The following is a 20,732-nucleotide window of genomic DNA, read 5'->3' as shown; positions in this document are numbered from 1 at the left end:
GCTTCTCCGCGTCTCAGAACCGGGTGCTGATGGCGCCCGTGATGGCGCCATCGTCTTCCACCAGCGGCATCCAGCGCCACTTGTCGAAGGTGGTGCAGGGGTGCGAGATGCCCAGCGCCACGCGGTCGCCCACACGCGGCGTACCGGCGTCGCCGGCTGCGGCATCGAAGCGCAGGTAGGCATGCTGGTCGTTCAAGGCGCTCACGCTCCAGCCTGCAGGGGCGGCTGCTGCCGAGCGCTCGCCGCGCCGCGCCAGCTGCACCGGGATGGGCATCTCCAAGTCGTAGGAGATGTCGCGGCGCCCGCAGGTCAGCAGGGCCAGGCCCGGCTCCGGCACCGACTGCACCATGGCCCAGACCGTGAGGGCCGGGCGCAGCGAGGTATCGAGCCCTTCGCGCTGCTCCACGTTCTTGAGGAAGCGCGCGTAGTTGCCATGGTCGTGCGTCACATAGCAGCCCGAGCGCAGCACGCCCTCCACGGGGCGCGACAGGCCCTGGGCCTGCAGCAGCGGCACCACCAGGTCGAACACGGCCGAGCCGCCCGCGGTGAGCAGGATGCGGTCCTGTGCGAACAGGTGCCCTGCATCGCAGGCGCGTGCCACCTCCATCACGCGGCGCACCAGGGCCGTCACCTCGCGGGCGTCGTGCTCGTTGTCGCAGCGCGCCACGCCGCCTTCATAGCATTCGATGCCATCGAACTGCACCGCCTTCGACACCGCCAGCGCGCGCGCCAGGGTCAGTGCCTCGTCCAGCGTGCGGCAGCCGGTGCGCTGGCCGGGGATGCCCATCTCCAGCAGCACGTTGAACACGCGGGCACTGCCGCGGCGCTGCTTCCAGTCCTCGACCAGCGTGAGCTGCGCCAGCGAATCGACGAGGAACCACACCGTGAGACCGGCGTGGCGGGCCAGCAGTGCATCGAGCGCATCCAGGTCGGCATCGCAGACCACCTGGTTGGCGATGATGACGCGGCGCGCACCGGCTTGCACCCCCACCGCGACCTGGAAGGCCGTGGCGAAGGTCAGGCCCCAGGCACCGCCCGCCAGCTGCTGTGCAAAGAGCTGGGGCGACATGGTGGTCTTGCCGTGCGGCGCCAGGGCGATGCCCTTGCGCTTGGCGAAATCCTGCATCCAGGCCAGGTTGTGCGCCAGCGCCGTGCGGCTGAGCACTGCCAGCGGGAAAGCCAGGTCGTCGGCCAGCACATTCCAGCCGCGTGCGGCGATCTCGCTGGCGCGGCAGGGCGCCGCCGCGATGGGAAAGCTCTTGCTGGTGGCGTCCAGGGTGAAGTCAGTGGTGGTGTTCGTCATGTCGTCTCGTCATGTTGGAGGGACGCAGCAGGGCTGCGCCGGTCAGATGTCGTCGCGCCAGCAGGCCTTCCAGTGCTCGGTGCCCACGGGGCGCAGGGCCATGTCGGCGCTGGCGCATTCGGCCACCGCATGCGGGCAGCGCGTGCGGAACACGCAGCCCGAGGGCGGATTGGCGGGGCTGGGCAGGTCGCCCTGCAGCAGGGGGATGGTACGCCGCTGCGCCGGGTCGGGGATGGGGGCCGCGGCCAGCAGGGCGCGCGTGTAGGGATGGGCTGGCCGCGCATACAGCGCGCTGGTGGGCGCGATCTCCATCACGCGGCCCAGGTACAGCACCACCACGCGGTCGCACAGGTACTCCACCACGTCCAGGTCGTGCGAGATGAACAGCAAGGTCAGGCCCAGCTGCTGCTTGAGGTCGCCCAGCAGGTTCACCACCTGCGCCTGGATCGACACGTCCAGCGCCGACAGCGGCTCGTCCGCCACGATGAAGTTCGGCTGCACTGCCAGCGCGCGTGCAATGCCGATGCGCTGGCGCTGCCCACCCGAGAACTCGTGCGGAAAGCGGTCCGCATGCTCGGGCCTGAGGCCCACCTGGGAGAGCAGCTCGTGGATGCGCGGCAGGCGTGCCGCACCGCGCGCCTGGCGGTGCGTGTCCAGCGCCTCGCCCAGCACCTCGCGGATGCGCATGCGCGGGTTCAGGCTGGCATAGGGGTCCTGGAAGATGATCTGGATCTTCGAGCGCAGCGGGCGGAACTGGCCCTGGCTCATCCCTGCCAGGTCCTGCCCGCCAGCGTCGCTGCCGTGGTACAGCATCTGGCCCGCCGTCGGGTCCACCAGGCGCGTCAGCAGGCGGCCGATGGTGCTCTTGCCCGAGCCCGACTCGCCCACCAGGCCCAGCGTCTCGCCGCGCCGGATGGCAAAGCTCACGTCGTCCACCGCGCGCACCGGGTGCGGGCCGCTGCCGAAGTACTTGCGCAGGCCGCGCACTTCGATGAGGTTGTCGCCCGGGGTCAGGGCCATGGCCACGGCGTTCATGCGCTCACCTCCTGCTGCGCCTGCTCGCCCACACGGATGCAGCGCACCCGCCGGCCGGCCTCGGTGGCACTGCCGTCGGACAGGGCCGGCATGCGCGCATCGCAGGCCGCGATGCGGCGCTCGCAGCGCGGCGCGAAGGCGCAGCCCGGCGGCGGCGCGAGCGGGCTCGACACCTGGCCCGGTATGGCCACCAGGCGCGGGCGCTGCCCGGCCACCGCGACCGCATGGCGCCTGGCCACGCCGGGCAGGCAGGCCAGCAGGCCGCGCGTGTAGGGGTGCTCGGGCTGCGCGAACAGGTCGTGCACCGGGGCCGACTCGACGATGCGGCCCGCGTACATCACGGCCACCGCGTCGGCGTACTGCGCCACCACGCCCAGGTTGTGGGTCACGAACAGCATGCTCATGCCCGTCTCCTTCTGCAGCCGGCCCATGAGGGCCAGGATCTGCGCCTGGATGGTCACGTCCAGCGCAGTGGTCGGCTCGTCGGCGATCAGCAGCGTGGGGTTGCAGGCCATGGCCAGCGCGATCATCACGCGCTGGCGCATGCCGCCCGAGAGCTGGTGCGGGTACTCGTGCACGCGCTGCTTGGCGGCCGGTATCTCCACCAGCTCCAGCATGCGCTGGGCATGGGCCAGTGCAGCGCGGCGGTCGAGCTTGAGGTGCAGGCGCACCGATTCGGCGATCTGCTCGCCCACGGTCAGCACCGGGTTCAGGCTGGTCATGGGCTCCTGGAAGATCATCGCGATCTCGTTGCCGCGCAGCGCCCGGCGCTCGGCCTCGGGCAGGGCCAGCAGGTCCACGCGCTGGCCGTCGCGCCGGGTGAACCAGGCCTGGCCACTGACCTGGGCCTGCGAGGTCTTGGCGTGCAGGCCCATCAGCGTCAGGCTGGTGACGGACTTGCCCGAGCCCGACTCCCCGACCAGCGCCAGCGTCTGGCCCGGGTGGATGGCAAAGGACACGTCGGCCACGCTCTGGATGCGGCCGGCGTCGGTGGCGAACGAGGTGGACAGGCCCTGCACTTCGAGCCGGGCAGCCGTGGGGGTGGTCATGGGGTGGGTGCCTTCGTAACGCGCTCGCCAGGGGCGGGCGCTTGCGTGGGTCGGTGAAAGCTCATGCGGCCTTCTTGAGCTTGGGGTCGAGCAGGTCGCGCACGCCGTCGCCCAGCATCTGCAGCGACAGGGCGGTGAACACGATGGCCAGGCCCGGGTAGAGAATCGTCCAGAACGCGCGGTCGGCCGATTCCAGGCTGCCCGCGATCATGGTGCCCCAGGTGGGGATGTCGGGCGGCACGCCCACGCCCAGGAAGGACAGGCCCGCCTCGGCCAGGATGGCATAGGCGAAGATGAAGGTCACCTGCACCAGGATGGGCGAAACCAGGTTGGGCAGGATGTGCTTGAGCAGGATGCGCGGCGTGCGCACGCCCAGGGCGCGCGCGGCGTCCACGAACAGCAACTCGCGCAGCACCAGGGTGCTGGCCCGCACCACGCGCGCCACGCGCGGCGTGTAGACGATGACCAGCGCCAGCATCACGTTCCACAGCGAGGCCCCCAGGATGGACACCAGGGCGATGCCCAGCAAGATGTCGGGGAAGGACATCATCGCGTCCACCACGCGCATCAGCGGCGCGTCCAGCCGCCGGAAGAAGCCCGCGAACATGCCCAGCAGCGTGCCGAACAGCACGGCGCCCGCGGCCGTGAGCCCGCCGATCAACAGCGAATAGCGTGCGCCGTGCACGATGCGCAGCATCACGTCGCGCCCGAGCTCGTCGGTGCCGGCCCAGTGCGCGGCCGAGGGCGCGTTCAGGCGCTCGCTGATCGAGATGGCGTTGGGGTCGGCGTCCGACACCCAGGGGAACACCGTGGCCACCGCGACCACTACGGCCAGCACGATGGCCGAGGCCAGCACCACCTTGCGTGCGAACAGGCGGCGTGCCAGTGGCAGCCAGTAGTCCTTGAGATTGCGAATCAGGCCTTGCACCATGTCATTGGCCCTCCAGCCGGATGCGTGGGTCGACCAGCGTGTACAGGAAGTCGATGGCCAGGTTGATGAATACATAGATGGCCGCGATGACCAGCAGCGTGCCCTGGATCACCGGGTAGTCGCGGCGCAGCACGGCGCGCACCACCAGATTGCCCACGCCGGGCAGGTTGAACACCGTCTCGGTCACCACCGTGCCGCCGATCATCAGCGCCAGTGTCAGGCCCAGCACCGTGACGATGGGCACCAGCGCATTGCGCAGCACGTGCTTGACCATCACCGTGCCTTCGGCCAGGCCCTTGGCGCGTGCCGTGCGCACGTAGTCCTCGCCCAGGATGTCGAGCATCGAGGCGCGCGTGAAGCGGATGATCAGCGCCGAGTTCAGCAGCCCCAGCACCAGCGCCGGCAGCAGCAGGTGCGACAGGCGCTCGGCCAGCGGCGAGGCCGGGTCGCCATAGCCCGAGGCCGGGAACCAGCCGAGCTTGACCGCGAACAGCTGGATCAGGATCAGCCCGAGCCAGAAGCTGGGCACGCTGGCGCCCAGCATGGCCACGCCGCTCAGGGCCTGGTCACCGGGGCTGCCGCGCCAGATGGCGGCCGCCATGCCGCAGGGGATGCCGATCAGCGCCGCGATGCCCACCGCGAACAGCGCCAGGAACAGCGTGGGCTCGGCGCGCTCGAGCAGCGCCTGCGCCACCGGGCGCTGCAGAAAGATGGACTGGCCCAGGTTGCCCTGCAGCAGCTCGCCCACCCAGAGCACGAACTGCGTGGGCAGGGGCTTGTCCAGCCCGTACTGCACGCGCGCCGCGGCGATGTCCTCGGCCGTGGCCTGCTCACCCAGCAGCAGCGCCACCGGGTCGCCCGAGGCCAGGCGCGTGAGCGCGAACACCAGCACCGCGACAAGGGCCAGCACCACCAGGGCGCCGCCCAGGCGGGTCATCAGAAAACGCATGGCAACGAACCTTCGTGCAGTGGGGGCTTACTTGGCCAGGCCCGTGTTCCAGAAGAACGGCCAGATCGCCGGCGTGTAGCCTTCCAGCTTGGCCGAGCGCGCCGAGAGTCCGTTGAACTTACCGACCTCGATGAAGGGCACTTCGTCGTACACCACCTGCTGCACGGCACCCCACAGCGGGCCGCGCTTGGCGACATTGGTCTCCTGGTTGAAGGCCGTGAGCGTGGCCTTCTTGGCGGGCGAATCCCACCAGCCCGGCGCGCCGTCACCGAGCTGCGGCGGCGAGAGCATGGGCTCGGGGAACAGGCCCGAGTGCGTGAAGTACACGTCCCACAGCTTGGCATCGTTGCGCCGCTGCACCAGCGTGGCCCAGTCCACCACCTGCAGTTCGGTCTTGAAGCCGGCCTTCTTGAGCTGCTCGGCCATCACCAGCGCCATGTTGTAGTGGAACTCGTACTGCCGGCTGGCCATGATGCGCACCGGCTGGCCGCTGTAGCCGGCCTTGGCCGCCTGGTCCTTGGCAGCCTGCGGGTTGCGCTCGTTGTACAGCTTGCCGCCCGCGTCCGAGTAGTAGGGCGTGCCCTTGGGGAAGAAGTTGGGCTCCACCACGAAGAAGCGGTTGTCGCCAAAGCCCGCAGCCAGCAGCTCGCCCGAGCCCACGGCGGTCTGCACCGCGCGGCGCAGCGGCTGCGCGGCCAGCACGCCTTCCTTGGTGTTGAAGACGATGTAGGGGAAACCGAAGTTCTTGGTCACGATGGGCACCACGGCCGGGGCCCCCTTGTCGATGCGGCCGGCCGCTTCCACGGGCAGCAGGTCGGCGTACTGGAACTGGCCCGACAGGGCGCCCTCCACGCGGGTGTTGGCGTTGGGCACGGGCACGAAGCGCAGTTCGTCGAGCAGCGCCTCGCGGCGGCCGGCATAGCCGCTCGGGGCCTCCTTGCGGGCGCTGTAGGTGTCGTGGCGCACCAGCACGGTGAACTGGTCGGGGCGGCGCTCCTTGAACTTGTAGGGACCGGTGCCGATGAAATCCTTAAGCTGCGGCGCGATGCTCTCCTTGGCCATGATGGCGGCCATGCCGCTGGGCAGCGCCAGCTGGGCCAGCAGCGGCGCGTAAGGTGCCTTGAGCGTGAGCTCCACCGACAGCGGGCCCTTGGCGGTGAGCGAGGCCACCTCCTTGCCCACGGCCTTGCCACGCGGCGACAGCTCCATCCAGCGCTGCAGCGAGGCCACCACGTCGTCGGCATTCAGGTCGCGGCCGTTGTGCAGCTTCACTTCCTTGCGCAGGGCGATGGTGTAGGTCAGGCCGTCCTTGGACACGGAGGGCAGGCCCTCGGCCAGCATGGGCGCCACGGCCCAGTTCGCGTCGAAGGTGTACAGCGGCTCGTAGACGTGCTGCATGATGGTGCCGACCAGGTCGGCCGTGCTCACCATGGGGTCCAGCCCCTGGGGCTCGCCGACCATGGCCAGGTTGGCGGCGCCCCCCTTGGCGGGGGCGGCCAGGGCGGGCTGGCCCGACCCCAGGGCCACGAGCACGGCAGCACTTGCTGCCAGGCCCAGAACGCTGCGCCTGGCGGCCTGAACAGGCCTTCCGGGCGTCAACCAATCACGGATGGATGAGGATTGCATCGTGGCTCCATAAGTAATAACATTACATTTTTAATCGTAGATGACTCGTTTGTGAAAGTCAAACGGGTTTTTTCCGATGATTTATGTAAATTCATTACAAAAGGAGCTTGCATGAGCCATGTAGAACTGCTGGGCCAGTCCCCCATCGCATCCGACCGCCAGGCGCGTCCCCTGTCGCCCGCCACGCGCGCCGGCGACTTCGTCTTCGTCTCGGGCCAGGTGCCCACGGACGACCAGGGCCAGGTCATCGTCGGCGGCATCGAGGCCCAGACGCGCCAGGTGTTCCAGCGCGTCAAGGACGCCCTGGCGCTGGCCGACTGCACCCTGGCCGATGTGGCCAAGGTCAGCGTCTGGCTGGCCGATGCGCGCGATTTCGGCAGCTTCAACCGCGTCTACATGGAGTGCTTCGGCGAGCACCGGCCGGCCCGCTCCACGGTGGAGTCGCGCCTCATGATCGACGCCAAGGTCGAGATCGACGTCACCGCCTACAAGCCCCGTGCCTGAGCGTTCCACCACCTCCGTGGGCAAGACCTTCGACGTGGCCGCGCTCGGCGAGGCCATGGTCGAGTTCAACCAGGTCCACCCCGGCCAGCCGCAGTACCTGCGCGGCTTCGGCGGCGACACCAGCAATGCCGCCATTGCGGCGGCACGGGCCGGCGCGCGCGTTGCCTATCTCACGCGCATCGGGCAGGACAGCTTCGGCCAGGCGCTCACCGCGCTGTGGCGCGCCGAGGGCGTCGACACTCGCGCCGTGCAGAGCGACGGCGAGCACCCCACCGGCATCTACTTCGTCTCGCACGGGGCGGCCGGGCACGAGTTCAGCTACCTGCGCGCAGGGTCGGCCGCGAGCCGCATGGCGCCGCAGTGGCTGGCCGGCGAGCCCGCGGCCGTGCTGCGCGCCGCGCGCATCCTGCACCTCTCGGGTATTTCGCTGGCCATCTCGCCGCAGGCCTGCGACACCGCCTTCGAGGCCATGCGTCTGGCGCGCGAGGCCGGCACGCTGGTGTCCTTCGACTCCAACCTGCGCCTCAAGCTCTGGCCGCTGGCGCGCGCCCAGGCCTGCATCGCACAGGCCGTGTCGCTGTGCGACATCTTCCTGCCCAGCCTGGAGGACATGCAGGCCCTGACCGGTCTGTCCGATCCCGACGCCATCGTCGACTGGGGCCATGCGCGTGGCGCGGTCACCGTGGTGCTCAAGCTCGGTGCCGAAGGCGCACTGGCGAGCGACGGCCGGCGCAGGGAACGCATCGCAGGCCTGCGCGTCACGCCCGTGGACGCCACGGGCGCGGGCGACTGCTTCTGCGGCAACCTGCTGGCCCGCATGGCCCAGGGTGACGACGTGTTCGCGGCGGCGCGCTATGCCAATGCCGCGGCCGCGCTGGCCGTGCAGGGCTATGGTGCTGTGGCACCGTTGCCGTACGCGCGCCAGGTGCAGGTGACGGCTTGATGTAAGGGAAGCGTGGCAATAGTCGCAGCCTCAGGAAACTGGCGCGACCTGGGCGAGTGCCCCCGCGCAAGGGCCGCCCCGCCGCGCTGGGGGCGTCCCCCTTTGGGGGAAGACGCGAAGCGGCTCAGGGGGGCTACCCATTACGCTGCGAACAGGTCGGAGCGCGCTGCCTTGGTGATCGCGGCCACGCAGGGGTGGCTGATGCGCCGCTCCACCGAGATCGCGAAGAACTCCTCCACCAGCTCCCCCGAGCGGCCGATCACCTCCACGCCGAACTGGGCCCGGGTCTCTTCCTCCAGCACCGTGGGCGAGGTGAACACCCCGCGCCCCTCGCGGCCAAAGGCGTTCATGAGCGCACTGTCGTCGAACTCGCCCACCAGGCGCGGCTGCAGCTGGTGCTTGTTGAACCAGTGGTCCAGTTGCTGGCGCACCGAGGATTGGGGGCCCTGGATCAGCATGGGCGCGCCATGCAGGCACCGGGGAAACGGCCCGTCAAGCTGGCGGCGCAGCGCCGACGCGCAGAAAAAGCTCATACCGCTGCTGCCCAGGCCGTGGTTGAAGGCCTTGACGCCGATCTTCTTCGAGACCGGCTCGTCCGCCAGAACCAGGTCCAGCCGGTTCAGGCTCAACTGCGCCACCAGCTCGGCGAACTTGCCTTCGTGGCAGGTCATGTGCACCTGCTCGGCCAGGCCCAGGGCCGGTTCCAGCAGGTGGTAGGCCACCGACTTGGCCACCGAGTCCGCCACCCCCACGCGGAATTCGAGCGGACGCGACTGCCCGCGCGCCAGGCGGATGGATTTTTCGAGCTCGTCCCCCAGCGCAAAGATCTGCTCGGCATAGCCCAGCGCCACCCGGCCTTCGCTGGTCAGCTCCAGGCCCCGGCCGCGCTTCTTGAACAGGTCATGCCCGAGCCATTCCTCCAGCTGCTTGATCTGGCCCGACAGTGTCTGCGGCGTGGTGTTGAGCTGCTCCCCGGCGCGCATGATGCCGCCCGCCTTGGCCGTGGTCCAGAAGTAGCGCAGGTGCTTGAAGTTCATGCCGTCTCCTTGATACTTCGTAAAAATCGAAGTAAAAATCTCGATAAATCGAATATACGCGAAGTGTCAAGATCCCTACAGTACGTTCATGGACAGATCGCGGAACGCCCCTTCGGGCACCGAACCCTGGCCATACACCGTTCACAAGGAGTCAAAGATGCGGATCACCACCAGAGGACAACTCGCAGTCTCGGCCATGACCGATCTGGCCCTGCGCCAGAAAATGCGGCCCGTGGCCCTGTCGACGATCAGCGCGCGCCAGGGCACCTCGCTGTCTTACCTGGAGCAGCTGTTCAGTGCGCTGCGGCGCGCCGGGCTCGTGGACAGCACGCGCGGCCCCGGAGGCGGCTATACCCTCGCACGCAACACGGACGAGATTTCCGTGGCCGAGATCATCCTGGCGGTCGAGAACCTGAAGGCCGATGACATCCAGAACATGGCGCCCGGCCAGGCCGCGCAGGTGAAGTCGATGACGGGTGAGCTGTGGTCCACCTTCAACGCCCGAGTGATGGAATACCTGCAGTCGGTCACCCTGCAGGACCTCGTTGCCCAGCAGCTGGAGAAGGGCGTGGTCCCGCAAGAGGCCGCGCCCGCGGCCCCGCGGCCCAAGCTGAGCGCCAAGCCCCGCCCCCTGATGGCGCGGGTCGGGGTGCCCAACTCGGTCTTTGCCCTCGGCACGATCCCGTTGCTGCAGCGCCGCTGAGGGGGCGGCGCTCCTGGTGCGCCCGGAGCGCCGCCGTGGCTACAGCTGGTGGGCGAGCTGCTTGATGCCGCGAATGAGCATCTCCACGGAGATGGCCACCAGGATCAGCCCCATGAGGCGCTCGAAGGCCATGACCACGCGTTCGCCCAGCAGGCGCTGGATGCGCTCGGCCATCAGGAGCACGACCGCGCACACCGCCATGGTCACGCACAGCGCGCCCACCCATTCCAGCCGCCGCTCGGGCGCCTGGGCCACGAGCAGCATCACCGTGGCCATGGCCGACGGCCCCGCCAGCGCGGGGATGGCCAGCGGCACGATCAGGGGTTCTCCGGGCAGCTCGGTCTGCGGCCCGGTGTCCGGCGGAAAGATCATGCGCAGCGCGATCAGGAACAGCACGACCGCGCCCGCGATCTGCAGCGACAGGTCGCTCAGGTTCATGACCTGCAGGAACTGGGCGCCGAAGAACAGGAACACCAGCAGCAGCGCGAATGCGATCAGCACCTCCCGCAGGATCACGCGGGCGCGGCGCTCGGGGGCCACTCCGCGCAGGGCATTGGCGAAGATGGGGATGTTGCCCAGCGGATCCGTGATCAGCAGGAGCAGGATGGTGGCGGACGCGAAGGTGTAGCTCACGCGGCGTACACCCCATCGAGCGACCGGAAACCCTTGATCTCGATCGGGTTGCCGCTCGGGTCGTGGAAGAACATGGTCCATTGCTCGCCGGGCTCGCCCTCGAAGCGCACCTGCGGCTCCAGCACGAAGGCCGTGCCTGCCGCCTTCAGCCGCGCGGCCAGCGCATGCCACTCGGGCAGCTCCAGGATGGCGCCGAAATGCGGCATGGGCACCATGTGGTTTCCCACGTGGCCGGTGGGGGCGCTGGCGAAAGGCGCTCCCAGGTGCAGGGAGATCTGGTGGCCAAAGAAGTCGAAGTCCACCCAGGTGTCGGTGCTTCGGCCCTCCTGGCACCCCAGCACGCCGCCGTAGAAGCGGCGCGCGGCGTCCAGGTCGGTGACGTGAAAGGCGAGGTGAAAGAGGCTGCGCATGCGCACAGGATAGCAGCGGGATTTGCGCCACGCACGGGTTCCGGCGCCGCCGCCCCCGCGCCACAATGCCGCATCTTCCCCAACTGCACCGCGCTTGCCGCGCGCACACCGCCATGCCTGCTTCTTCCCCCGACTACCAGCGCTACGAGACGCTGAACATCACCCGCCGCGGCGCCGATGGCGCGGTGCTGGACATCCAGATGCGCGCGCTGAACGGCAAGCTGCCCACGGCGGGCCATGTGGGCCACCGCGAGCTGTGCGGGGTCTGGCGCGACGTGAGCGACGACGACAGCGTGCGCTGCGCCGTGCTGCGCGGCGAAGGCGCGGGCTTCTCGGGCGGGGGCGACCTGGCCATGGTGCAGGACATGACCGAGGATTTCGAGTTGCGCTGCCGCATCTGGAAGGAAGCGCGCGACCTGGTCTACAACATCGTGCACTGCGACAAGCCCATCGTCTCGGCCATCCACGGCCCGGCCGTGGGCGCGGGCCTGGTGGCGGGCCTGCTGGCCGACATCTCCATCGCGGCGCGTGGCGCGAAGATCGTGGACGGCCACACCCGCCTGGGCGTGGCGGCCGGCGACCACGCGGCCATCGTGTGGCCGCTGCTGTGCAGCATGGCCAAGGCCAAGTACTACCTGCTGCTGTGCGACCCGGTGAGCGGCGAGGAGGCCGAGCGCATCGGCCTCGTATCGCTGGCCGTGGACGAGGCCGAGCTGTTGCCGCGCGCCTACGAGGTGGCCGACCGGCTGGCGGCCGGCTCGCAGACCGCCATCCGCTGGACCAAGCATGCGCTCAACCAGTGGCTGCGCCAGGCGGGCCCGATGTTCGAAACCTCGCTGGCGCTCGAATTCATGGGCTTTGGCGGCCCCGACGCCCGCGAGGGCGTGGCGTCCCTGCGCGAGAAGCGCGCCCCCAAGTTCTGACCACCGGCTGCACGCGGCGCGCAGTGCCCGCGCCCCTCCGGTTCCGTCAGCACCAACATCCGCAGCCGCGTGAAACTGGTGCGTCCCCTTCCGGGGGAAGCCGCGCAGCGGCTCAGGGGGCTGCGCTCAAGCTTCACTTCCTCGCCAGCATGTCGGCGGTGTTCGTCTTGCGGTCGGCGTTCACGCGCTGCACGTGCGGGCGTTCGGCCATGCGCGCGAGGTAGTCGCGCACGGGCAGCGCGGCCAGGTAGTCGCGGCCATAGATGATCTTGGTGGCCGAGCTCACCAGTGGCAGGTGAACGATGGCCGCGCAATCGGCCATGGTGAACGTGTCGCCCGCCACGTAAGGGCTGAATTTCGCCAGCTGGCCGAACGCCGCGATGTTCTTCTCCAGCTGCGCGCCCACCTTGTCGCGGGCGGCCTCGCTCACGCTGCCGCCAAAGAAGGCCTGGGGGTACAGGTTGCGCGCCACCAGCTCCAGGTGCAGTTCCAGGAACGTGATCAGCTCGCGCACCTTGGCGGCCTGATAGGGGTCCGCGGGCAGCAGGGCGGGCTGGGGGTGGGCCATCTCGATGTAGTCGGCGATCACGGCCGATTCGCACAGTGGCCCGTGGGGGGTGCGCAGGTAGGGCACCTTGCCCAGCGGGCTGGCGCTGCGGTCGGTCTCGCCGACCCAGGCCAGCTCCTCGGTGAAGGGCAGGCCCTTTTCGAGCAGGGCGAGCTTGGCCTTGTTGTAGTAGTTGCTGGCGGAAAAGCCGCAGAGTGTGAGCATGGTGGAGTCTCCTTTGTAGTTGTGGATGACAGGCGCATGGTAGGCGGGCGCTCCTGCCGCGTCCGTCGCGCAGATGACCCTGATCAAGGCGGCCGGGGCCGGGCCACCTACAATCACCCTGCCATGCCTTCCTCCCTGCAAACCATCCGCGGCCTTCGCTGGCTCGCCCGCCTTGTGCTGGCGTGGTTTGTCCTGTCCATCGGCGTGGCCGTGGCCTCGCCCCTGGTCAACCCCCAGGCGATGGAACTGATCTGCTCGGGTTCGGGCGCGATCAAGCTGCTGGTCAAGACCGACGATGGCATGCAGGAGATGTCCAGCCACACGCTCGATTGCCCCCTGTGTGCGCATGTCGGCGCTCCGCCTCCCGTGTCCCAGGCCCGGCTGCCTGTGGTTCACCCCCTGGCGCACGCCCTGCGCCCCATCCCCGCCGCGCACATCGCTGCGCGCACCGCCGCGCCGCTGCCGCCGCGCGGGCCCCCCGCTTTCTCCTGAAATTGCTATTTGTTTGATAGCTGTTCGCGCTTGATGAGTAAGCGCTGACGGCCTATTTGGCTTGAAATTCAGGAGTTCCCATGCGCAAAAGCCGCATGGCGCTGGCCGTGGCCGGCGCCTTTCCCCTTGCCCTGTCCTGGGCCGTGCCCGCGTGGGCCCAGACCGCTGACAGCAGCACGCCCGTCAAGGAGCTGGGCGTGGTCACCATCCGCGGCGGCCAGCCCACGTCGCTGCCCACGCAGATTCCCACCACCATCGAGGGCGTGACGCGCGAGCAGATCGAGCACTCGATCAACGCCACCGACAGCGAAGACGCCCTCAAGTACCTGCCCAGCCTGCTGGTGCGCAAGCGCTACATCGGCGACTACAACCACGCCGTGCTGTCCACGCGCGCCTCGGGCACGGGCAACCCGGCGCGGTCCATGGTGTTCGCCGACGGCATCCTGCTCTCCAACTACCTGGGCAACGGCCCCACCAACGCGCCGCGCTGGATGCTGGTCACGCCCGAGGAGATCGAGCGCGTGGACGTGCTCTACGGCCCGTTCTCGGCCGCCTACGCCGGCAACTCGGTGGGCGCGGTGGTGGACTATGTGACGCGCATGCCCACAAAGTTCGAGGCGCATGCGCAGGTGAGCTACCAGCACCAGCCGTTCGATCTGTACGGCACCAGCGCCACCTACGCGGGCAAGCAGGTCAGCGCCTCGGTGGGCAACAAGAATGGCGACTGGTCGTGGTTCCTCAACTTCAACAAGACCGACAGCGAGGGCCAGCCGCTCACCTTCCCCACGCGCCTCGTGTCTGCAGGCGCCGTGGGCCATGCAGGCACGCCGGTGACGGGTGCCGTGCTGGGCGACAACCGCGGCAACCAGCCCTGGTATCTGCTGGGCACGGCCACGCAGTACCACACGCAGCAAGACCACATCAAGGCCAAGATCGCCTACGACCTCTCGCCCACCGTGCGCGCGGCCTACACCCTGGGCTGGTGGCACAACGAATCCGAAGGGCGCCCCGCCAGCTACCTGCGCGACGCCAACGGCAATGCGGTGTACGGCGGCACGGTCAACATCAACGGCCGCTCGTACACGCTGGCGCCCACCGACTTCAATGTGTCCAACGAGAACCTCACGCACTTCATGCACGGGCTCTCGGTCAAGAGCCACACGCAGGGCGCGTTCGACTGGGAAGTGGCCGCCAGCCTGTACGACTACCAGACCGACACCCTGCGTGCCGCGACGGTGGCGATGCCCGCCGCGTTGCATGGCGGCGCGGGCCGCATCGTCAACGGCAAGGGCACGGGCTGGAACACGCTGGCCGCCAAAGGCACCTGGCGGCCGGAGGGCGTCCTGGGCGCGCACATCGTGGACTTTGGCCTGCAGCGCGACAGCTACCAGCTGCGCACGGTGGAGAACGCCACGGCGAACTGGATCAACGGCGCTGCGGGCGCCCGCAACCAGGCGTTCAACGGCGACACACAGCTGCTGGGCCTGTGGGCGCAAGACACCTGGAAGATCGCGCCCCAATGGAAGGCCGTCCTGGGCGCCCGCGCCGAACGCTGGAGCGCCAGCCACGGCCAGACCGGCAACGCCACCACCACGGTGAACCACCCCAGGCGCAACGAGACGTACTTCTCGCCCAAGGCCGCCGTGGCCTGGCAGGCCAGCGACCTGTGGGTGCTGAAAGCCTCCACCGGCCGCGCGGTGCGCATGCCCACCGTGGCCGAGCTGTACCAGGGGGGCATCAGCGGCAGCGGCACGCTCATCAACAACGACCCGAACCTGAAACCCGAAAAGAGCTGGACCACCGAGCTCACGGCCGAGCGCGATATGGGCAATGGGCTGCTGCGCCTGACCGCGTTCTTCGAGCGCACCAGGGACGCGCTGTATTCGCAGACCAACGTGCTCGTCACGCCCAACGTGACCAACGTGCAGAACGTGGACGCCATCCGCACCAAGGGCATCGAGCTGTCGTACCAGGCCGCCAATGTGCTCCTGCGTGGGCTCGACCTCGGGTCAAGCCTGACCTGGACGGACTCCAGGATCACCCGCAACGACAAGTTTCCCGCCAGCGTGGGCAAGTGGCAGCCGCGCATCCCCGAGTGGCGCGCGAGTGCCGTGGCCACGTACCGGCCGGACGACAAATGGTCGTACACCCTGGGCGCGCGCTACAGCGGCAGGCAGTACAGCACGCTGGACAACACCGATGTGAACGGTTTTGCCTACCAGGGCGCGAGCCGCTACTTCACCACCGACGTGCGCGTGCGCTACCAGATCACCAAGCAGGTGAGCGCCGCCGTGGGCATCGACAACCTCAACAACTACCAGTTCTGGAACTTCCACCCCTACCCGCAGCGCACCTACATGGCAGAACTAAAGATAACCCCCTGAGCGGCTTCGTCGCATCCCCCAAGGGGGACGCCTCCCGCGGCCCGGCGAAGCCGGTTCCGCGGCGGCGCTCGCCTCGGGCGCGCCAGTGTTGAATGCAATGCATCGTTGAAACGAAAGGTCTGAATATGAAATCAAATACTATGAAAAATATAGCGGCTACCGCTTTGCTGTTAAGCGCTGCAGGCATTTTTGGCTCTGCATCCGCCCATGTGGTGCTCGAATACCAGGTGGCCCCGGCGGGCGCCAGCTACAAGGCGAGCTTCAAGGTCGGCCACGGCTGCGGCGCGTCGCCCACGCGGCAGATCGCGGTGGACATCCCGGCCGGCATGCGCGGCGCGCGCCCCATGCCCAAGCCGGGCTGGACGCTCGATGTGCAACGCGACAAGCTGGCCCAGCCGTACACCAGCCACGGCCGCAGCATCATCGAGGACGTGGTGCGCATCACCTGGACGGCCAAGACCCCGGAGGACATGCTGCAAAGCGCGCACTACGATGAGTTCGTGCTCGTGGCCCAGGCGCCCGAGCAGGCGGGCACCGTGTACTGGCCCGTGCGCCAGGCCTGCGCCGAAGGCCGGAACGACTGGACTGACGTGCCCAAGGCGGGCCAGAAACTTTCGGACCTGAAGTCCCCTGCGGCGGCGCTGGAGATTCTGCCCACGGGCGGCGGCGTTGCCCACCATCATTGACAGTCAGGCCCACGGGCTTGTTCCATTCAATTTTCCTTCTGATATCCGAAAGACATCCATCATGAAAAAACTGCTTCGCACCGCAGCCCTCGTTTCCACACTGGCCGCGACCTTGGCCAGCGCCCCTGCTGCGTGGGCACAGACCGCCGCCGTCAAGGTCGAAGGCGCCTGGGCGCGCGCCAGCGTGCAGGGCCAGAAGGGCACCGGAGCCTTCATGCAGCTGACCGCCCGGGACGGCGCCCGCCTGGTGCGCGCCGAGTCGCCCGCTGCGGGCGTCACCGAAGTGCACGAGATGAAAATGGAAGGCGACGTGATGAAGATGCGCGCCGTGCCCGCGCTGGACCTGCCCGCGGGCAAGACCGTGGAGCTCAAGCCCGGTGGCTACCACGTCATGCTGCTGGACCTGAAGGCCCCGCTGGCCAAGGACAGCTCGGTGCCCATCACGCTGGTGTTCCAGGACGCCAAGGGCGCGGAGAGCAAGCTGGAACTGAGCGTGCCCGTGGGCACGTCGGCGCCCGGCGGCGCCAAGGCGCATGAGCACAAACACTGAGGATTTGGCCTGCGCCACTGCCTTCGCGGCCGCAACGCATTGGAGTAAGCTGTGACCCCACCACAGACCCACCTCTTGCGGAGCGGCCATGAGCGACACATCGAATTTCGGTTTCGGCAAACTTGTTCCCGGTTTTGACTTTCTGCAGAGCCTGGCCAAGGGGGCGTCCAGCAGCATTCCGCAGTTGCCCAACCTGAGCAACTGGGTAGCGCCCACCATCAGCGTGGAAGAGCTCGAAAAGCGCATCGACGAACTCAAGGCCGTGCAGTTCTGGCTGGAGCAGAACTCGCGCGCGCTGGCCGCCACCATCCAGGCGCTGGAGGTGCAGAAGATGACCCTGGCCACGCTCAAGGGCATGAACTTCAGCATGGGTGACGTGGCCAATGCCTTCAAGCTCAAGACCGCCGACACCGTGATGAGCGGCGTGCAGAAAGCCGCCGACACGGTGAGCGGCGCGGCCGGCGCCGTCGCAGGGGCCGCCGCCCGCGTCACGGGCCGCGCGAGCCCCGCCGAAGAAGCAGAAGAAGACGAGGGCGAGGACGCCGAGCCCGCCGCCCAGCCCGCCAAGGCCAAGGCGAAGGGCAGCAAGGCGGCAGCGGCCGCCACCGCCGCGCCCACCGTGGTGGACCCGATGCAGTGGTGGGGCGCGCTCACCGGCCAGTTCCAGCAGATCGCCGCCAACGCCATGAAGGACGCGGCCAAGCAGACCGCCATCGACACCACCAAGAACATGGCCACGGGCCTCGCCAAGGAAGCCCTCAAGACGGCCACCGGCATGGCCACCCAGTTCGCCGCCAAGGGCATGCAGACCATGCAGGGCGGCGCCAAGCGTGCCGCGGCGGCGGGCACCGCCAGGAAGACCGCCGCCACCAACAAGCCCGCGGCCCGCAAGACCACGGCGAAACCCGCCGCCAAAAAAACCGGCAGCAGCACCCGCAGCCCGGCGGCCCGCAAGCGGGCGGGCTGACGCCAACGCGGGCGGGTGGCAACCCGTGGGGGCCCGACACCCCCGCCACCGCCCCTGGCACGGAGATCCACACCATGAAGCTTTTCCCTTCCGGCCACGCCACCCATCCCCAGTGGCGCATGGCCGCCGCGCTGGTTCTGGCGCAGTTGCGCGCCCAGATGGCGCTGCCCGAATACGCCTCGGCGCCCACGCTGGGCCTGCTCTACATCACCGACCACTACGCCAGCGAGGCCCAGGCGCTGCTCGACCACCTCAGTGGCGAACTGCCCGAGGTCACGGACTGGAGCGGCACCGTGGGCGTGGGCGTATCGGCCAACAATGCCGAGTACTTTGACGAGCCCGCGCTGTCGGTGATGCTGCTCGATGTACCCGCCGACCAGTACCGCGTGTTCTCGGGCGTGGCACCGTTGCCCAACCACCCGCGCCACCCGGCCAGCGGCTTCGTCGCGCACACCGCGCTGGTGCATGCCGATGGCCAGACGCCCGAGCTGGCCGAACTGCTGGCGGAGATGGCGGCCCGCACCGATACGGGCTATCTCTTTGGGGGCCTGAGCGCAAGCCGCGGCGCGAGCGTGCAGTTCGCCGTGGGGGGCGATGGGAACATGGCCGGGCAGGGCGCGGCGGGCGGCGTGTTCGATGGCGGCCTGTCGGGCGTGGCGTTTGGCGCCGGCGTGGCGCTGGTGTCGCGCGTCACGCAGGGTTGCCAGCCCGTGGGGGCGCTGCGCACCATCACCGACGCGCAGGAGAACGTGGTGCTGCAGCTCGACGGCGAACCCGCGCTGGACGTGCTGCTGGAGACGCTGGACGTCACGCTCGACGGAGATCCCCAGCCCGCCCTGCGCAAGGTGCGCGCCACGCTGGCGGGCCTGGTCAGCGCGGGCGAGCAGCCCCAGGGCCAGCGCCGCACGGGCCACTTCGGCACCGACACGCGGGTGCGGCACATCGTGGGGCTGGACGGCGCCCGCCGGGGCGTGGCGCTGGCCGACAAGGTCGAGGCCGGCATGCACCTGGCGTTCTGCCAGCGCAACGTGGCCGCGGCGCGCGCCGACCTCATGCGCATCTGCGCCGAGATCCGCGAGGAGCTGTCGCCAGAGGAGCTGGAGCCCGTGCCGCTGGTCTCGGATGCCGCGGCGGGCGCGGCCGCCGGGCCCGCCGCGGGCGGCCAGGGCAGCCTCGCCCCGCAGGCGGGCCGGCGCATCTGCGGCGCCATCTACGTGAGCTGCTCGGGCCGTGGCGGCCCGCATTTTGGCGGCCCCAGCGCCGAACTGCAGATCGTGCGCCACGCGCTGGGCGATGTGCCGCTGGCCGGTTTTTTTGCGGGCGGCGAGATTGCCCACCACCATCTGTACGGCTACACCGGCGTGTTGACCGTGTTTGTGGACGGCGAGCCCTCACCGTCCTGATGTAGAAGAGGGGGCGGGCTGGTGCAGCAGCCCCCGCAATCGCCAACGCCGGTCAGCCCGCGCCGTTGTCGTTGGACTCGGCTTTTTCCTCGGGCGTCAGCCGCGTGGCCAGGATCTTGTCGATGGTCTTGCCGTCCATGTCCACCACTTCGAGCTTCCAGTTCTCCCACTGCACCGTGTCGGTCACCTTGGGCAGGCGGCCGGTCAGCAGCATGATCATGCCGCTGAGCGTGTGGTAGCGGCCGCGCTCCTCCTCGGGCACGGTGTCCAGGTTCAGGCGGTCCTTCAGCTCGGGCACGGGAATGTGGCCGTCCAGCAGCCAGCTGCCGTCCTCGCGCTGCAGCGCCCACGAGGTCTCGGGGTCGCGCGGCTGGAACTCGCCGGTGATGGCCTCGATCAGGTCCTGCAGCGTCACGATGCCCTGCACCTCGCCGTACTCGTCGATGACAAAAGCCATGTGCACGTCCGACAGCCGGAAGTTGTCCAGCAGCTCCATCCCCGTGATGGTTTCGGGCACGTACAGCGCGGTCTGCAGCGTCTGCTGGGTCAGGCCGTGGGCGCGGTCGCGCAGCGTGCGCGACAGCCACTGGCGCGCGTTGAGCACGCCCAGGATGTTGTCCATGCCGCCGCGCACCACGGGAAAGCGGGCATGGTCGGATTCTTCGATGCGCTGCAGGTTGTCTTCGAACGGCGCATCGATGTCCAGGCACACCACGTCGCCGCGCGGCACCATGAGCGAGCCGATCTGGCGGTCATCGAGCCGGAACACGTTGCGCACCATGGTGTGCTCGTGCGACTCGATCACGCCGGCCGTGGTGCCTTCCACCAGCATGGCGTGGATCTCTTCCTCGGTCACGGGGCTGCCGCTGGTTTCCTTCACGCCCAGGAGGCGCAGCAGCGTGCGCGTGGACGTGGACAGCAGCAGCACGAACGGCTTGGTGGCCAGCGCCAGGAAGTTGATGGGCCGCGCGACGAGCCGGGCGAAGGTCTCGGGGTACGACTGGCCGATGCGCTTGGGCACGAGCTCGCCCACGACGATGGAGAAGTACGTGATCAGCACCACCACCAGCCCCGTGGCCGCATAGCCGCCATAGGGCAGCGGCACGCCCAGCGACTCCAGCCAGGACGCGAGCGGCGCGGCCAGCGCGGCCTCGCCCACGATACCGTTGAGGACGCCGATGGACGTGATGCCGATCTGGATGGTGGAGAGGAAGCGGGTGGGGTCCTCGCCCAGCTTCACGGCGGCGGCGGCGCCGCTATCGCCCTCATCGATCAGCTTCTGCAGCCGGGCTTTGCGGGCCGTGACCAGGGCGATCTCGGACATGGCAAACAGGCCGTTGAGGAGGATGAGGGCGAACAGTATTGCTATTTCCATACAAAGGGCGCCTTGCACGCCCTTGGGTGTTGATGAGTATGGGATTGTAAGGACGGG

The 20,732-nt window shown here is 68.9% G+C and carries 21 protein-coding genes; 10 read left to right on the top strand and 11 right to left on the bottom strand.

Annotated elements, in window-relative coordinates; all coding sequences use genetic code 11:
- Positions 1-13: 13 nt before the first annotated feature.
- The 6 genes from AC1RCS_RS13110 to AC1RCS_RS13085 all read right to left on the bottom strand — a co-directional run bounded on the left by AC1RCS_RS13110 (position 14) and on the right by AC1RCS_RS13085 (position 6,893).
- A complete protein-coding gene (locus tag AC1RCS_RS13110; RefSeq protein WP_492245059.1) occupies positions 14-1,303 on the bottom strand; it encodes an amino acid deaminase in 1,290 nt (429 codons plus the stop codon).
- 42 nt (positions 1,304-1,345) lie between these two features.
- Positions 1,346-2,338: an ABC transporter ATP-binding protein gene (locus tag AC1RCS_RS13105; protein ID WP_492245060.1), complete on the bottom strand. Its 993-nt coding sequence runs from the start codon at positions 2,336-2,338 to the stop codon at positions 1,346-1,348.
- Entirely contained in the window at positions 2,335-3,387 is a 1,053-nt protein-coding gene (locus AC1RCS_RS13100; protein ID WP_492245061.1) for an ABC transporter ATP-binding protein, read from the bottom strand. Before AC1RCS_RS13100 ends, AC1RCS_RS13105 begins: the two co-directional genes overlap by 4 nt.
- 61 nt (positions 3,388-3,448) lie before the next feature.
- Positions 3,449-4,318, bottom strand: a complete 870-nt coding sequence (locus tag AC1RCS_RS13095; RefSeq protein WP_492245062.1) for an ABC transporter permease — start codon at positions 4,316-4,318, stop codon at positions 3,449-3,451.
- Position 4,319: 1 nt separating this feature from the next.
- Positions 4,320-5,267, bottom strand: a complete 948-nt coding sequence (locus AC1RCS_RS13090) for an ABC transporter permease (protein WP_492245063.1) — start codon at positions 5,265-5,267, stop codon at positions 4,320-4,322.
- Between the two features lie 27 nt (positions 5,268-5,294).
- Positions 5,295-6,893, bottom strand: coding sequence for an ABC transporter substrate-binding protein (locus tag AC1RCS_RS13085; protein WP_492245064.1), 1,599 nt, complete (start codon positions 6,891-6,893; stop codon positions 5,295-5,297).
- A 111-nt stretch (positions 6,894-7,004) separates the two neighbouring features.
- On the opposite strand from AC1RCS_RS13085, the gene AC1RCS_RS13080 reads away from it, so the two are divergent.
- Complete coding sequence (locus AC1RCS_RS13080) at positions 7,005-7,397, top strand: RidA family protein (RefSeq protein WP_007849612.1); 393 nt, start codon at positions 7,005-7,007, stop codon at positions 7,395-7,397.
- Positions 7,390-8,340 carry a sugar kinase gene (locus AC1RCS_RS13075; RefSeq protein ID WP_492245065.1) on the top strand — a complete coding sequence of 317 codons (951 nt, stop codon included), beginning with the start codon at positions 7,390-7,392 and terminating at the stop codon, positions 8,338-8,340. Before AC1RCS_RS13080 ends, AC1RCS_RS13075 begins: the two co-directional genes overlap by 8 nt.
- Before the next feature lie 140 nt (positions 8,341-8,480).
- On the opposite strand, the gene nhaR is transcribed toward AC1RCS_RS13075, so the two are convergent.
- The gene (gene nhaR, locus AC1RCS_RS13070; protein ID WP_492245066.1) at positions 8,481-9,377 is read right to left on the bottom strand and encodes a transcriptional activator NhaR; all 897 of its coding nucleotides are present in this window, start codon (positions 9,375-9,377) and stop codon (positions 8,481-8,483) included.
- 157 nt (positions 9,378-9,534) lie between these two features.
- On the opposite strand from nhaR, the gene AC1RCS_RS13065 reads away from it, so the two are divergent.
- Positions 9,535-10,080, top strand: a complete 546-nt coding sequence (locus tag AC1RCS_RS13065; RefSeq protein ID WP_218296843.1) for an Rrf2 family transcriptional regulator — start codon at positions 9,535-9,537, stop codon at positions 10,078-10,080.
- A gap of 39 nt (positions 10,081-10,119) precedes the next feature.
- Here AC1RCS_RS13065 and AC1RCS_RS13060 read toward each other — a convergent pair whose 3' ends face one another.
- Entirely contained in the window at positions 10,120-10,713 is a 594-nt protein-coding gene (locus tag AC1RCS_RS13060) for a MarC family protein (protein ID WP_369643559.1), read from the bottom strand.
- Positions 10,710-11,123, bottom strand: a complete 414-nt coding sequence (locus AC1RCS_RS13055; protein ID WP_218296845.1) for a VOC family protein — start codon at positions 11,121-11,123, stop codon at positions 10,710-10,712. The genes AC1RCS_RS13060 and AC1RCS_RS13055 overlap by 4 nt, the downstream gene beginning before the upstream one ends.
- 113 nt (positions 11,124-11,236) lie before the next feature.
- On the opposite strand from AC1RCS_RS13055, the gene AC1RCS_RS13050 reads away from it, so the two are divergent.
- Positions 11,237-12,046 (top strand): enoyl-CoA hydratase/isomerase family protein, encoded by an 810-nt coding sequence (locus tag AC1RCS_RS13050; RefSeq protein ID WP_218296846.1) that lies wholly within the window; start codon positions 11,237-11,239, stop codon positions 12,044-12,046.
- Positions 12,047-12,179: 133 nt separating this feature from the next.
- On the opposite strand, the gene AC1RCS_RS13045 is transcribed toward AC1RCS_RS13050, so the two are convergent.
- The gene (locus AC1RCS_RS13045) at positions 12,180-12,818 is read right to left on the bottom strand and encodes a glutathione S-transferase (RefSeq protein WP_218296847.1); all 639 of its coding nucleotides are present in this window, start codon (positions 12,816-12,818) and stop codon (positions 12,180-12,182) included.
- Between the two features lie 123 nt (positions 12,819-12,941).
- Here AC1RCS_RS13045 and AC1RCS_RS13040 point away from each other — a divergent pair, with 123 nt between their 5' ends.
- The 6 genes from AC1RCS_RS13040 (at position 12,942) to AC1RCS_RS13015 (ending at position 19,300) form a co-directional block, all read left to right on the top strand.
- A complete protein-coding gene (locus AC1RCS_RS13040; protein WP_218341257.1) occupies positions 12,942-13,310 on the top strand; it encodes a DUF2946 family protein in 369 nt (122 codons plus the stop codon).
- An 80-nt stretch (positions 13,311-13,390) separates the two neighbouring features.
- A complete protein-coding gene (locus AC1RCS_RS13035; RefSeq protein ID WP_492245067.1) occupies positions 13,391-15,694 on the top strand; it encodes a TonB-dependent receptor in 2,304 nt (767 codons plus the stop codon).
- A 209-nt stretch (positions 15,695-15,903) separates the two neighbouring features.
- Positions 15,904-16,380, top strand: coding sequence for a YcnI family copper-binding membrane protein (locus AC1RCS_RS13030; RefSeq protein WP_492245068.1), 477 nt, complete (start codon positions 15,904-15,906; stop codon positions 16,378-16,380).
- Between the two features lie 61 nt (positions 16,381-16,441).
- Entirely contained in the window at positions 16,442-16,930 is a 489-nt protein-coding gene (locus AC1RCS_RS13025; protein WP_218296851.1) for a copper chaperone PCu(A)C, read from the top strand.
- Positions 16,931-17,018: 88 nt separating this feature from the next.
- Positions 17,019-17,897, top strand: coding sequence for a PhaM family polyhydroxyalkanoate granule multifunctional regulatory protein (locus AC1RCS_RS13020; RefSeq protein ID WP_492245069.1), 879 nt, complete (start codon positions 17,019-17,021; stop codon positions 17,895-17,897).
- A 74-nt stretch (positions 17,898-17,971) separates the two neighbouring features.
- Positions 17,972-19,300 (top strand): FIST signal transduction protein, encoded by a 1,329-nt coding sequence (locus tag AC1RCS_RS13015; RefSeq protein ID WP_492245070.1) that lies wholly within the window; start codon positions 17,972-17,974, stop codon positions 19,298-19,300.
- 52 nt (positions 19,301-19,352) lie between these two features.
- On the opposite strand, the gene AC1RCS_RS13010 is transcribed toward AC1RCS_RS13015, so the two are convergent.
- A complete protein-coding gene (locus tag AC1RCS_RS13010; protein ID WP_492245071.1) occupies positions 19,353-20,675 on the bottom strand; it encodes a hemolysin family protein in 1,323 nt (440 codons plus the stop codon).
- Between the last annotated feature and the right edge of the window lie 57 nt (positions 20,676-20,732).

This window comes from Acidovorax sp. GW823-FHT01C06, assembly GCF_058798375.1.
Note: the sequence above shows the minus strand (reverse complement) of the source record. Positions and strands in the feature narration are given on the sequence as shown.